This window comes from Kaistella carnis (assembly GCF_003860585.1).
Taxonomy (GTDB): domain Bacteria; phylum Bacteroidota; class Bacteroidia; order Flavobacteriales; family Weeksellaceae; genus Kaistella; species Kaistella carnis.
This window is the reverse complement of record NZ_CP034159.1, coordinates 1,827,950-1,840,813: the sequence shown is the minus strand read 5'-3', so window position 1 is coordinate 1,840,813 and position 12,864 is coordinate 1,827,950. Positions and strand designations below refer to the sequence as shown.

The 12,864-nt window shown below is 37.2% G+C and carries 20 protein-coding genes; 19 read left to right on the top strand and 1 reads right to left on the bottom strand.

The window, feature by feature from the left end; genetic code table 11:
• Positions 1-2: 2 nt before the first annotated feature.
• From rplE to rplQ, 16 genes are all read left to right on the top strand, one after another.
• Positions 3-554 (top strand): 50S ribosomal protein L5, encoded by a 552-nt coding sequence (gene rplE / locus EIB73_RS08535; RefSeq protein ID WP_125024484.1) that lies wholly within the window; start codon positions 3-5, stop codon positions 552-554.
• A 3-nt stretch (positions 555-557) separates the two neighbouring features.
• Entirely contained in the window at positions 558-827 is a 270-nt protein-coding gene (rpsN, locus tag EIB73_RS08530) for a 30S ribosomal protein S14 (protein WP_125024482.1), read from the top strand.
• A 127-nt stretch (positions 828-954) separates the two neighbouring features.
• Positions 955-1,353: a 30S ribosomal protein S8 gene (gene rpsH / locus EIB73_RS08525; protein WP_125024480.1), complete on the top strand. Its 399-nt coding sequence runs from the start codon at positions 955-957 to the stop codon at positions 1,351-1,353.
• A 17-nt stretch (positions 1,354-1,370) separates the two neighbouring features.
• A complete protein-coding gene (rplF, locus tag EIB73_RS08520; protein WP_125024478.1) occupies positions 1,371-1,916 on the top strand; it encodes a 50S ribosomal protein L6 in 546 nt (181 codons plus the stop codon).
• Positions 1,917-1,933: 17 nt separating this feature from the next.
• Positions 1,934-2,281, top strand: coding sequence for a 50S ribosomal protein L18 (rplR, locus tag EIB73_RS08515; RefSeq protein WP_125024476.1), 348 nt, complete (start codon positions 1,934-1,936; stop codon positions 2,279-2,281).
• A gap of 18 nt (positions 2,282-2,299) precedes the next feature.
• On the top strand, positions 2,300-2,821 hold the full coding sequence (gene rpsE, locus EIB73_RS08510) for a 30S ribosomal protein S5 (protein ID WP_125024474.1): 522 nt from the start codon (positions 2,300-2,302) through the stop codon (positions 2,819-2,821).
• Positions 2,822-2,830: 9 nt separating this feature from the next.
• Entirely contained in the window at positions 2,831-3,007 is a 177-nt protein-coding gene (gene rpmD / locus EIB73_RS08505; RefSeq protein WP_125024472.1) for a 50S ribosomal protein L30, read from the top strand.
• Positions 3,008-3,080: 73 nt separating this feature from the next.
• Complete coding sequence (gene rplO, locus EIB73_RS08500; protein WP_125024471.1) at positions 3,081-3,527, top strand: 50S ribosomal protein L15; 447 nt, start codon at positions 3,081-3,083, stop codon at positions 3,525-3,527.
• Positions 3,528-3,535: 8 nt separating this feature from the next.
• A complete protein-coding gene (gene secY / locus EIB73_RS08495) occupies positions 3,536-4,918 on the top strand; it encodes a preprotein translocase subunit SecY (protein WP_125024469.1) in 1,383 nt (460 codons plus the stop codon).
• 8 nt (positions 4,919-4,926) lie between these two features.
• On the top strand, positions 4,927-5,142 hold the full coding sequence (gene infA / locus EIB73_RS08490) for a translation initiation factor IF-1 (RefSeq protein WP_015806726.1): 216 nt from the start codon (positions 4,927-4,929) through the stop codon (positions 5,140-5,142).
• Positions 5,143-5,282: 140 nt separating this feature from the next.
• The gene (gene rpmJ, locus EIB73_RS08485) at positions 5,283-5,399 is read left to right on the top strand and encodes a 50S ribosomal protein L36 (protein WP_007839480.1); all 117 of its coding nucleotides are present in this window, start codon (positions 5,283-5,285) and stop codon (positions 5,397-5,399) included.
• A gap of 9 nt (positions 5,400-5,408) precedes the next feature.
• Positions 5,409-5,786, top strand: a complete 378-nt coding sequence (gene rpsM, locus EIB73_RS08480) for a 30S ribosomal protein S13 (RefSeq protein ID WP_125024467.1) — start codon at positions 5,409-5,411, stop codon at positions 5,784-5,786.
• A gap of 12 nt (positions 5,787-5,798) precedes the next feature.
• Positions 5,799-6,188 carry a 30S ribosomal protein S11 gene (gene rpsK, locus EIB73_RS08475; RefSeq protein ID WP_027376638.1) on the top strand — a complete coding sequence of 130 codons (390 nt, stop codon included), beginning with the start codon at positions 5,799-5,801 and terminating at the stop codon, positions 6,186-6,188.
• Between the two features lie 89 nt (positions 6,189-6,277).
• Complete coding sequence (rpsD, locus tag EIB73_RS08470; RefSeq protein WP_125024465.1) at positions 6,278-6,886, top strand: 30S ribosomal protein S4; 609 nt, start codon at positions 6,278-6,280, stop codon at positions 6,884-6,886.
• 33 nt (positions 6,887-6,919) lie between these two features.
• Positions 6,920-7,915: a DNA-directed RNA polymerase subunit alpha gene (locus EIB73_RS08465; RefSeq protein WP_125024463.1), complete on the top strand. Its 996-nt coding sequence runs from the start codon at positions 6,920-6,922 to the stop codon at positions 7,913-7,915.
• A 6-nt stretch (positions 7,916-7,921) separates the two neighbouring features.
• Positions 7,922-8,452, top strand: coding sequence for a 50S ribosomal protein L17 (rplQ, locus tag EIB73_RS08460; RefSeq protein WP_125024461.1), 531 nt, complete (start codon positions 7,922-7,924; stop codon positions 8,450-8,452).
• Positions 8,453-8,621: 169 nt separating this feature from the next.
• On the opposite strand, the gene EIB73_RS08455 is transcribed toward rplQ, so the two are convergent.
• Positions 8,622-9,044: a hypothetical protein gene (locus EIB73_RS08455; RefSeq protein WP_125024459.1), complete on the bottom strand. Its 423-nt coding sequence runs from the start codon at positions 9,042-9,044 to the stop codon at positions 8,622-8,624.
• Positions 9,045-9,222: 178 nt separating this feature from the next.
• Here EIB73_RS08455 and eno point away from each other — a divergent pair, with 178 nt between their 5' ends.
• The 3 genes from eno to EIB73_RS08440 all read left to right on the top strand — a co-directional run bounded on the left by eno (position 9,223) and on the right by EIB73_RS08440 (position 12,821).
• Positions 9,223-10,515 carry a phosphopyruvate hydratase gene (gene eno / locus EIB73_RS08450; RefSeq protein ID WP_125024457.1) on the top strand — a complete coding sequence of 431 codons (1,293 nt, stop codon included), beginning with the start codon at positions 9,223-9,225 and terminating at the stop codon, positions 10,513-10,515.
• An 81-nt stretch (positions 10,516-10,596) separates the two neighbouring features.
• The gene (locus EIB73_RS08445; protein WP_125024456.1) at positions 10,597-11,883 is read left to right on the top strand and encodes a citrate synthase; all 1,287 of its coding nucleotides are present in this window, start codon (positions 10,597-10,599) and stop codon (positions 11,881-11,883) included.
• 248 nt (positions 11,884-12,131) lie between these two features.
• Complete coding sequence (locus EIB73_RS08440; protein WP_125024454.1) at positions 12,132-12,821, top strand: DUF6624 domain-containing protein; 690 nt, start codon at positions 12,132-12,134, stop codon at positions 12,819-12,821.
• The last annotated feature ends 43 nt before the right edge of the window (positions 12,822-12,864 follow it).

Genomic DNA, 12,864 nt, shown 5'->3' with positions numbered 1-12,864 from the left:
CGATGGAATATATAGCAAGACCAAAACAACAATATAAAGAGAAAATTGTTCCTGCAATGATGGAAGAATTTGGGTACAAATCTGTTATGCAGGTTCCTAAATTATTGAAAATCGTTGTTTCGCAAGGTTTGGGTGCTGCAACAGCTGACAAGAAAATTGTTGACTATGCAATCGAAGAACTTACCGCAATCACCGGACAAAAAGCAGTAGGAACTCTTTCTAAGAAAGATGAAGCGGCTTTTAAATTAAGAAAAGGAATGCCAGTAGGAGCTAGAGTTACTTTGAGATCAAATCAAATGTATGAGTTCTTAGACCGTTTAGCATCTTCAGCTTTACCACGAATCCGTGATTTTAACGGTATCAAAGCTGATGGTTTCGACGGAAGAGGAAACTATAACTTGGGGATCACCGAGCAAATTATTTTCCCGGAAATCTTAATCGATAAAGTAAAGAAAATCCAAGGGATGGACATTACTTTCGTAACTTCTGCGAAAACAGACAAAGAAGCGAAATCATTATTAACTCACTTCGGTTTACCTTTCAAAAAGAACTAAAAGATGGCTAAAGAATCAATGAAAGCGCGTGAGCGCAAAAGAGAAGCTACGGTAGCAAAATATGCAGAGAAAAGAAAAGCTTTGAAAGAAGCCGGAGATTACGAAGCATTACAGAAATTGCCGAAAGACGCTTCACCTGTAAGACTACACAACAGATGTAAATTAACAGGAAGACCTAGAGGTTACATGAGAACATTCGGTCTTTCTAGAGTAACTTTCAGAGAAATGGCCAACAAAGGTCTGATCCCGGGAGTGAAAAAAGCAAGTTGGTAACAAATTTAGAACAATCGAGATAGTAAAGTTATTAGGTTGTAGGTTATAGTTCATAGTTTTTAACTGTAACCTAAAGCCTACCACCTTTTAAAACTAACTATCACAAACCAATAATTAAAATAGAAAAATGGTAACAGATCCAATTTCAGATTTCCTAACCAGAGTAAGGAACGCACAAAGCGCAGGCCACAAAGTGGTGGATATTCCTGCATCGAAAATTAAAAAGGAGATTACAAAAATTTTGTTTGACCAGGGTTTCATTTTGAACTACAAGTTCGAAGAAAACGCTGTTCAGGGAAATATCAAAATCGCTTTAAAGTACGACAAACAAACCAACAAACCTGCAATCAAGAGCATTCAAAGAGCTTCAAGACCAGGTTTAAGACAATACAAAGGAACAGGTGAGCTGCCAAGAGTATTAAACGGTTTGGGAGTGGCTATTATCTCAACTTCACGAGGAGTTATGACTGATAAAAAAGCCAGACAAGAAAAAGTTGGTGGAGAAGTAATCTGCTATGTTTATTAATAAATAATCAAAGGAAAATGTCAAGAATTGGTAAATCAATTATAGAAATTCCCGCTAATGTTACCGTAACGGAGAAAGACGGACTGGTAACTGTGAAAGGACCGAAAGGAGAACTTACACAGCAGTTAGGTGAAGGAATCACTCTAAAACAAGAAGACGGGATTCTAACTTTAGACCGCGCTTCTGAGTCAAAATCACACAAAGCATTACACGGTCTTTACAGAGCGTTGATCAACAATATGGTTCAAGGAACTGCCGAAGGGTGGACCAAAAAACTAGAATTAGTAGGAGTAGGATACAGAGCATCTAATCAAGGAAACAGATTAGACTTAGCCCTTGGATTCTCACACGGTATCGTTATGGATCTTCCAAAAGAAGTGGTGGTAGAAACTTTATCTGAAAAAGGTAAAAACCCGATCATTACTTTAACATCATTTGATAAACAATTATTGGGAATGGTTGCTGCAAAGATCAGATCTTTCAGAAAACCAGAGCCGTATAAAGGAAAAGGTGTTAGATTCGTTGGAGAAATTGTAAGACGTAAAGCTGGTAAATCTGCTTAATTTTAAAACTTAAGAACATGGCACTAAGCAAAGTACAAAAAAGAAATAGAATTAAAAGAAGAGTAAGAGGGAAAATCTCTGGCTCTGCTGAATTACCAAGATTATCAGTTTACAAAAGCAATAAAGAAATTTACGCGCAATTGATCGACGATAAAGAAGGTAAAACATTAGCTTCAGCTTCTTCAAGAGCGTTGAAAGCTAAAGGAAATAAAACAGAAATGTCTGCAGAAGTTGGTAAAGCAATCGCTGAAAAAGCTAAAGCTGCAGGTATTGAAAGTATAGTGTTCGACAGAAACGGATTCGTATATCATGGTAGAGTGAAAGCTCTAGCTGACGGTGCGAGAGAAGGCGGACTAAAATTCTAATCATTAAATTTCGGAAATATGTTAGGACTAGATAATATAGAAAAAGTAAAACCGGGAGGATTAGAACTTAAAGATCGTCTCGTTTCAGTAAACAGAGTAACCAAAGTTACCAAAGGGGGTAGAGCTTTCGGATTTTCTGCAATCGTGGTTGTAGGAGACGAAGCTGGAACCGTTGGTTTTGGTTTAGGAAAATCTAAAGAAGTTGCCTCAGCTATTGCAAAAGCAGTAGAAGATGCAAAGAAAAATTTAGTAAAAGTTCCTGTAGTAAATCATACCATTCCTCACCAAACTTCAGCTCGTTACGGTGGTGCAGATATCTTCTTGAGACCTGCAACTCACGGTACCGGTGTAATCGCTGGTGGTACAGTTCGTATGGTAATTGAAGCTGCTGGTATTAAAGATATTCTTTCAAAATCAAAAGGTTCATCTAACCCACATAACGTTGTGAAAGCTACTTTCAAAGCATTATTGGATATCAGAAGACCTGAAGAAATTGCAAAAATGAGAGGTATTTCATTAGATAAAGTGTTTAACGGTTAATTTAATACAATGGCAAAAATTCAAGTAAAACAAGTAAAAAGCGCTATTGGTAGAACAAAAACCCAAAAGAGAACGCTAGAAGCATTAGGATTAAAAAAACTTCACCAAGTTGTTGAGCACGATGATACTCCTGCGATTTTAGGAATGGTGTCGGCAATCAGCCACCTTGTAGAAGTTGTAAAATAGAAGTCAAGTCAAGAGAAAAGAGACTTTCAACAGTCTCTTGTCTCTTATCTTAAAATCTCAAATCTAAATAATAATGAATTTAAATAATATTAGACCTGCAGCAGGTTCTACACACAGTACAAAAAGAATCGGTAGAGGACAAGGTAGTGGTAAAGGTGGTACAGCTGGGAAAGGTCACAATGGCCAGCAGGCAAGAGCTGGTTACTCTCAAAAAATTGGTTTCGAAGGGGGTCAAATGCCTTTGCAAAGAAGATTACCGAAATTCGGTTTTAACAATATCAACAGAAAAGAGTATAGAGGAATTAACATCGATACGCTTCAATTATTAGCTGATACTCAAAATATCACTGAAATTACACAAGAAGTATTGGTAGCAAACGGTCTGGCTAAGAAAAGCGAAATCGTGAAAATTATGGGTAGAGGAGAATTGAAAGCTGGTATTTCAGTCTCTGCGCACAAATTTACTAAATCTGCAGAGGAAGCAATTTCTAAAGCAGGAGGAAAAGCAATTACTCTATAATTATAATAATGAAAGAATTTATACAAACACTAAAAAACATTTGGAGTCTTAAGGAATTGAGAGATAAAATACTTTTTACTCTCGGTATCGTCCTCGTGTATAGATTCGCATCTTATATTTCTCTACCGGCCATTAACATGGCAGAGGTAGGGAATCTTTTGGATAATTATAAAAACCAAGGAGGCAACAAACAAGGAGCAGGACTTCTTGGGTTGCTTTCTTCGTTTACAGGAGGGGCATTCTCCAGAGCGTCGATCATGGCACTCGGTATTATGCCTTATATTTCTGCTTCCATTATTGTGCAGTTAATGGGTATGGCAATTCCATACTTACAGAAATTGCAGAAAGATGGGGAAAGTGGTAGAAATACCTTGAACCAAATTACAAGATGGCTAACTATTGCAGTTTGTTTGGTGCAGGCACCTTCTTACCTTACTTCAATCACACAAATGTTCTTGCCGCATGCTCAGTTTGCTTCTGCTTACTATGTGCATCCGGATTCCATTATGTTTTGGTTGCCAAGTATCGTGATTTTGGTTGCAGGTTCCGTATTTGCCATGTGGTTAGGAGAGAAAATTACAGATAAAGGAATCGGAAACGGGATCTCTATCTTGATTATGGTAGGAATTCTTGCCGATTTTCCGGGAGCTTTCATTCAAGAAGTAGCGACTCAAACAGGGAAAGGTGGTTTTGGTACCATTATGATTCTGATTGAAGTTTTATTCTGGATGTTGGTGGTATTACTTGCAATCGTTCTTTCGGTCGCGGTACGGAAAATTCCAATTCAGTATGTAAGTAGAGCACAGGCTAGAGGTGGTGTAAACAGAAATTTAATGCAGGGAGCGAGACAATGGATTCCTCTAAAAGTTAATGCTTCTGGAGTAATGCCGATCATCTTTGCACAGGCATTAATGTTTGTACCTGGATTATTAACAAAAGTTGACGAATCCAACACCTTCCTGGCAGGATTTAAAAATGTATTCAGTTGGCAATACAATGTATTGTTTGCAATTTTGATTATTATTTTCTCCTTCTTCTATACTGCAATTACAATTCCGGTCAATCAAATGGCGGATGATCTAAAGAGAAATGGCGGGCTAATTCCGAAGGTAAGACCCGGTAAAGAAACCTCTGATTATCTGGATGATATTTTGTCAAAAATAACTTTGCCAGGTTCTATCTTTTTAGCTATCTTTGCAATCCTTCCAGCAATTGTGTATGGAGCGTTTGTTCAAACCGATAGGTTTGCCCTGTTTTTTGGGGGTACTTCACTTTTAATTATGGTCGGAGTAATCTTAGATACTGTACAGCAGATCAATACGTATTTGTTGAATCATCATTATGATGGATTGATGCAGTCTAAATTATCCAGAACAAACAACAACCTGTAATTAGATAAATGGCAAAACAAAAACATATTGAACAAGACGGCGTTATTACGGAAGCACTTTCGAACGCTCAGTTCCGTGTTGAACTAGAAAATGGGCATATTCTTATCGCCCACATTTCTGGTAAAATGCGAATGCACTACATTAAACTTTTACCCGGAGATAAGGTAAAATTAGAACTTTCTCCCTATGACTTGTCAAAGGGAAGAATTACATTCAGATATTAATTTCAGAGCAATTTGAATTACTATAAAAGGAAACTTTCAAAATCGCAGGATTTTACAAGAGTTTAAAATTTAAACAAAATGGGAATGATTCCGTAAGATCTCATTTAACCGTTGGAAAATTAAAAAAGAAAAGAAACAAAATGAAAGTTAGAGCATCTATCAAAAAAAGAAGTGCTGATTGCAAAATTGTTCGCAGAAAAGGCGTTCTGTTTGTAATTAACAAGAAGAACCCAAAATTTAAACAAAGACAAGGTTAAAATTAAATTATGGCGAGAATTTCAGGTATTGATTTACCAAAGAACAAAAGAGGCGTTATCGGCTTAACTTATATTTATGGCGTTGGGAGAAGTACTTCTTCTCAAATCCTAAAAGCAGCCGGAATCAGCGAAGACAAGAAAGTCAACGAATGGAATGACGATGAATTGGCATTGATCAGAAATTATATCACTGAAAACATCAAAGTGGAAGGTGAATTACGTTCTGAAACCCAAACAAACATCAAGCGATTGATGGATATTGGTTGCCAACGAGGAATACGTCACAGACTGGGATTACCTTTAAGAGGCCAAAGAACTAAAAACAATTCTAGAACCCGAAAAGGAAAACGAAAAACTGTTGCTAACAAGAAAAAAGCAAGTAAATAATCGGTAAGAATTATGGCAAAACAGACGAAAGCAGTTAAGAAAAGAAAAGTTAAAGTTGAAGCAATTGGAGAAGCACACATCCAGGCGACTTTCAACAATATCATCATTTCTTTAACAAATAAAAGTGGTGAAGTGATCTCTTGGGCATCAGCCGGAAAGATGGGTTTCAGAGGTTCTAAAAAGAATACTCCTTTTGCAGCGCAAATGGCTGCAGAAAATTGCTCTACAGTAGCACATGATGCTGGATTACGCAGAGTAAAGGTTTACGTGAAAGGTCCTGGTGCTGGTAGAGAATCTGCCATCAGAACCATCCACAATTCAGGAATTGAAGTAAGTGAAATCGTTGATGTGACTCCAATGCCACACAACGGATGTAGACCACCAAAAAGAAGAAGAGTATAACACTTAGAATTTTAAATGTTAGATTTTATTTATAATAGTAATATTATATATGTTATCTAAAATTTTTAATCTATAATCCTTAAAACAATATGGCAAGATATATTGGTCCTAAAACTAAGATTGCGCGTAAATTTGCTGCAGCAATCTACGGAGATGACAAAAGCTTCGAGAAAAGAAAAAACCAACCACCAGGACAACATGGTCCTAATAAAAGAAGAAACGCAAAGAAATCCGAGTATGCTGTTCAGTTAATGGAAAAGCAGAAAGCTAAATATACTTATGGTATTTTAGAAAAACAATTTGCTAACCTATACGAAAAAGCGGTAAGAGCAAGAGGCGTAACAGGGGAAGTTCTTTTACAGTTATGTGAATCAAGATTAGACAATGTAGTGTACAGATTTGGGTTTGCAAAAACCAGAGCTGGAGCAAGACAATTGGTTTCTCACAGACACATTACAGTAAATGGAGAATTGGTAAACATCGCTTCATATTCTTTGAAACCAGGTGACGTAGTTGCAGTTAGAGAGAAATCTAAATCTCTGGATGTAATTGCTGATTCATTGGCTTACAGAACAAACTATGAGTGGTTACAATTCAACGACGAAACTAAAACAGGTACTTTCGTTTCTGCACCGGAGAGAATTCAAATCCCGGAAGATCTGAAAGAACAGCTGATCGTCGAACTTTACTCTAAATAATAATTTTTTCAAATTTTTGCTCAACCTAATTATATGGCAATTTTAACATTTATTAAACCCGATAAAGTAATACTTCTTAACTCTGATGAATTCAAAGGGCAATTTGAATTTAGACCATTAGAGTCAGGATTTGGACTTACGATCGGTAATGCTTTGAGGAGAGTTTTACTTTCTTCTCTTGAAGGATATGCTATTTCATCTATCAAAATAGAAGGCGTAGAGCACGAATTTTCAACTATTCCAGGGGTAATTGAAGATGTTACAGAAATCATTCTGAACCTAAAACAATTAAGACTAAGAGCTAAAAACGAAACTGCAACCGCAGAAGTAGTAACAGCTAAAGTTTCTGGACAAAATACGGTAACAGCTGGCGATTTAGGAAAATCAATGCAGGAATTCGAAGTTTTGAACCCTGACTTGGTGATCTGTTCGACCAACAAAGACGTGAAATTTGAAATCACGTTTAATATTGAAAAAGGAAGAGGGTATGTTCCTTCAGATCAGAATAAATCAGCGAATGCTCCTATCGGAACTATTGCGATTGATTCAATCTTTACTCCAATCAAGAAAGTACAGTACAGTGTTGAAAACTATCGTGTCGAGCAAAAAACAGACTACGAAAAACTCGTTTTGGATATTGAAACTGATGGTTCCATCAGTCCTCAAAATGCTTTAACTGAGGCGTCTAAGATATTAATTTATCATTTCATGTTGTTCTCCGATGAGAGAATTACTTTGGAAACTGAAGCCGTAAAAGCATCCATTCAGTACGACGAAGAAACTTTACATACAAGACAACTCCTTAAATCGAAATTAGTAGATATGGATCTGTCGGTAAGAGCACTAAACTGCTTGAAAGCTGCTGAAGTTGAAACTTTAGGAGAACTGGTTTCTTACACCAAGTCTGATTTGATGAAATTCAGAAATTTCGGTAAAAAATCTTTAACAGAATTAGAAGAATTAGTGCATGCAAAAGGTCTTAACTTCGGTTTCGACGTTGCTAAATATAAATTAGACGCTGATAAATAACAAACAATGAGACACGGTAAAAAATTCAATCACCTATCTAGAACAGCTTCTCACAGAAGTGCGTTGCTTTCTAATATGGCTTGTTCTCTTATTGAGCATAAAAGAATCAACACAACTGTTGCTAAAGCGAAAGCTTTAAGAGTGTATGTTGAACCGATCCTTACAAAAGCGAAAGAAGATACAACACACAACAGAAGAACAGTTTTCTCTTACTTGCAAAGTAAAGAAGCAGTTACTGAATTATTCAGAACAATTGCTCCTAAAATCGCAGAAAGAAATGGTGGTTACACAAGAATCATCAAAACTGGATTCAGACAGGGCGATGCTGCCGATATGGCAATGATCGAACTTGTAGATTTCAATGAACTTTACAACCCGAACGCTGAAGAGAAAAAAGTAACTAGAAGAAGCAGAAGAGGAACTCCAAAAGCAGCGGAAGCTGTAGCTGAAGTTAAAGAAACTCCTGCTAAAGAAGTAAAAACTGAAGAGCCTAAAGCAGATGCTGCAGATTCTACAGAAGAAAAAGCTGGGGAATAAAATTTCCAAGCTTTATAAATTAAAATCCGTCGCGTTTTTACGTGACGGATTTTTTTTATTGATGTAAAACTTTTCTTTAAAAAAAGCCTGATTTGAAATGTATTAAAAAACCATTTATTCAAATACTCAATCACACTTTATCCTGCTTTTTTAACTTGGCCTTTCAGACTTATTGGCCTCGCGCTTTCTTCAGTGTGATAATATGATCTCCCTGTGTGATTGTAACCGTATCATTTTTTGCAACGATTTCAATATCGAAGTTTCCATAAACACCACCTTTTTCCCATGCTTCTTTTTGAGGCGCAGAAATGGTTTTATTATTACTTCGGATACTGATGGTCTTTTCTTCACCACCATTGTTAAAGGTTACCAAAGCTGATGATCCATCGTCTCCAACATAACGCTCTGTATATTCTGCTGGAGCAGCTTCGTCTCCAGTCTTTTCCGCAACACCTTGAAGAGAGTCAGACGGCAGTGTTAAAGAGTCGCTTGCCTCTGTTTTGATGACACTTTTGTTGCCTTCTGTATTTTTCTTACAACTGAAAGTAAGAAGTAGCAATGCGCTTGATAAAATTAATAATGTCTTTTTCATTTTAAAATTTTTTTGTGGGTAATTCAAATTTAAAGATAACTTTTCTAATTCTCAATATATCGAGATAATTAACTAAATTTTAACTGAAACCTTGCTAAAATCATCGCATAAAACCATAGCAATCATTCAATTTTAACTAAATTTGTAGTTCAATATAAAAATACTAAATAGATATACAATGAGTTACATTTCTTACATTGAAGCAAGACAGATTTTGGATTCACGAGGAAATCCTACAATTGAAGTTGATGTGTTTACTGAGGGTGGTGCTATGGGCCGCGCTGCAGTTCCTTCCGGAGCCTCTACGGGTGAACATGAAGCAGTAGAATTACGTGATGGAGCGAAAGAATTCGGTGGAAAAGGAGTATTAAAAGCAGTTGAAAATGTAAGAGAAGTGATCGCTCCTGAATTAATCGGGATGCCTGTTACTGACCAAAATTATATTGATCAGTTGATGATCGAATTAGATGGTACAGACAATAAAGGAAATCTTGGCGCTAACGCTATTTTAGGTGTTTCTTTAGCCGCTGCAAAGGCCGCTGCAACTGAACTGAGAATGCCATTGTATAAATATGTGGGGGGCGTTAATGCCAACACCCTTCCAGTTCCGATGATGAATGTAATTAACGGAGGTTCGCATTCCGATGCGCCAATCGCTTTCCAGGAGTTTATGATCATGCCCGTAAAAGCAGAATCGTTCTCTGATTCATTAAGAAAAGGTACAGAAATCTTCCACAGTTTAAAATCAATCTTACACGATAGAGGACTTTCTACCGCAGTGGGCGACGAAGGTGGATTTGCACCGAAATTCAAAGGAACCGAAGATGCCTTAGATACCCTTTCTCAGGCCGTAGAAAAAGCTGGGTACAAAGTAGGTGATGATATTATGTTTGCTTTGGATTGTGCAGCTTCAGAATTTTATAAAGACGGAATCTATGATTATACGAAATTCGAAACCTCAGAATCCGCAAAATTTAGCAGAAGCGAGCAGGTAAATTACCTCGCTGAGCTTGCGGCAAAATATCCAATTATTTCCATTGAAGACGGAATGCACGAAGATGATTGGGCAGGTTGGAAAATGCTTACCGATAAAATTGGCGATCGCGTTCAGTTGGTGGGTGATGATTTATTTGTGACCAACGTACAAAGATTGTCTCGCGGAATTAAAGAAGGAATTGCTAATTCAATATTAGTAAAAGTAAACCAGATTGGTACCCTTTCTGAAACAATGGATGCCGTTCAAATGGCGCAACATAACCGTTACACGTCCGTAATGTCTCACAGATCCGGTGAAACTGAAGATGCTACCATAGCAGATTTAGCTGTTGCTATGAATTGTGGACAAATCAAAACAGGCTCTGCTTCCCGTTCAGATCGTATGGCGAAATACAATCAGTTGCTTCGTATTGAAGAAGCTTTGGGAGAAACTGCTTACTTCCCAGGACTTGATGCTTTCAAAATAAAACGATAATAGAAAAAATTAATCGAGAACCGCGAAATTCGTTTGCTGTTTTCTTTCAATATTCATAAATTAGTAAAAAAATATATTATAATGTCAGATAATAAAGTTGTATTGAACTATGATGGTAAAGCATTTGAGTATCCAATCATAGAGAGCACCATCGGCGACAGAGGAATCGATATTTCAAAACTAAGAGACCAAACCGGTTTAATTACCTTAGATTTAGGATACAAAAATACAGGAGCTACCTTGAGCGACATCACTTACCTTGATGGTGACAATGGCGAATTGTACTACCGCGGATATCCAATCGAGCAAATTGCAGAAAAATCAAACTTTACCGAAGTAATGTATTTGTTGCTGAACGGAAGTTTACCTACAACAGAGCAATTCGCTGGTTTCGAAAAAGGGATCAAAAAATACAATTTCGTTGCAGACGAAATGAAGAGATTGATCGATGTATTTCCTCGTTCTGCTCATCCAATGGGCGTTTTATCATCTCTGACTTCTGCATTAACAGCCTTTAATCCAAAAGCAGTAGACGTAACTTCAAAAGAAGAAATGGATCACGCAGCAGAAATGCTTATCGCGAAATTCTCTCACCTTTGCGCCTGGACTTACCGTAAGAAAATGGGCTTACCGATTAACCACGGTGACGATAGCTTAAATTACGTAGAGAATTTCTACAAAATGTGTTTCCGTCGTCCAAATCAGGAATTCGAGTTAGATCCTGTAGTTGTAGGAGCCTTAGATAAATTATTGATTCTTCACGCAGATCACGAGCAAAACTGTTCTACATCTACAGTAAGAATGGTTGGTTCCGCACATACTGGTTTATTCGCTTCAGTTTCTGCAGGTATTTCTGCACTTTGGGGACCACTTCATGGTGGAGCAAACCAAGCAGTAATAGAAATGTTGGAAATGATCGAACAAGATGGCGGCGACGTTGCGAAATACGTGGAGAAAGCTAAAAACAAAGACGATAATTTCCGCTTGATGGGCTTCGGACACAGAGTGTATAAAAACTTTGACCCAAGAGCAACCATCATCAAAAAAGCAGCAGATGACATCTTAAATTCATTAGGAATCGAAGACAAAGCTTTAGATATTGCACGTCAGTTAGAAAGAGTAGCACTCGAAGACGACTACTTCGTAAGCAGAAAATTATATCCAAACGTAGATTTCTATTCCGGAATTATTTACCGCGCTTTAGGAATTCCAACAGAAATGTTTACCGTAATGTTCGCATTAGGAAGACTTCCAGGCTGGATTTCTCAGTGGAAAGAAATGCGTTTGCACAACGATCCAATCGGACGTCCAAGACAGGTTTATCAAGGTTCAGCCAAACGTGATTACGTTGATATGAGCGCAAGATAATCTTAACCATATTTATAAGATCCCTTTCAATTCATTTTGAGAGGGATTTTTTATGCTTTATTTGGGCGCACATTTCCGTCTTCCGTTCCCGCTTTTTTATTTTTCCCTTGGCTCTTCCCATAGCTAAAAAACAAAAAGAGCTCCACTCAAGCCGGGGCGCAAATTCGTCCCCGAAACAAAATTTTAACGAAATTGAAAATTTCAGTATCTTAACCCCTAGAAAAATCACTATAGATATTCTTTGCCAAATGAAATTCTTTTATCAAATTCTTTTTGTCCTCATCACCGGCTTTACAGTACTTTCGTGTAACTCCCGAACGAACATCAATACTGATTTAAAGAAAGAATTGGATGCAATAATGTTTGCAGATCAAGCCTTCCGCCGACAATATGATCCTACTATGTCAGAGAAAGAACGCCGGGATATTGCAGACAGTCTTAATATGGATTACGACGAGATGCGTAAAAATCTTTTAGGACTGATGAATAAATATGATGCAGAAAACATTAAAAAAATTGAAACCATCATTGCCAAATATGGTTACCCCGGAAAATCATTAGTCGGCGAGCCAACAAATCGTGCCGCTTTTTTAGTCATTCAACATTCTGATAAGATTTCGAATTATCTACCCATTGTTAAAATCGCAGCAGAGAAAAAAGAGTTACCTTTTCGAAGTTATGCTTCAATGCTGGATCGATATCTTATGGGGAAAGAAGAAGAACAAATATATGGTTCTCAAGGTCTGGAAATGGGTGGTATTTCGATTATTTGGCCGATAAAAGATCCTGCTAACGTTAATGAATTAAGGAAAAAAGCAGGCTTTTCGCAAACCGTCGAAGAATATTCGAAGGACCTTTACGGTGAAAATTTTGAGTATAAAATCTATACCCTTGACGAAGTCATAAAAATGTTTGCTGGAAACGTCATTTTAGAATAAAAGAAAGAGTAAATGTTTTTCCAATCAACGATATAAATTATAA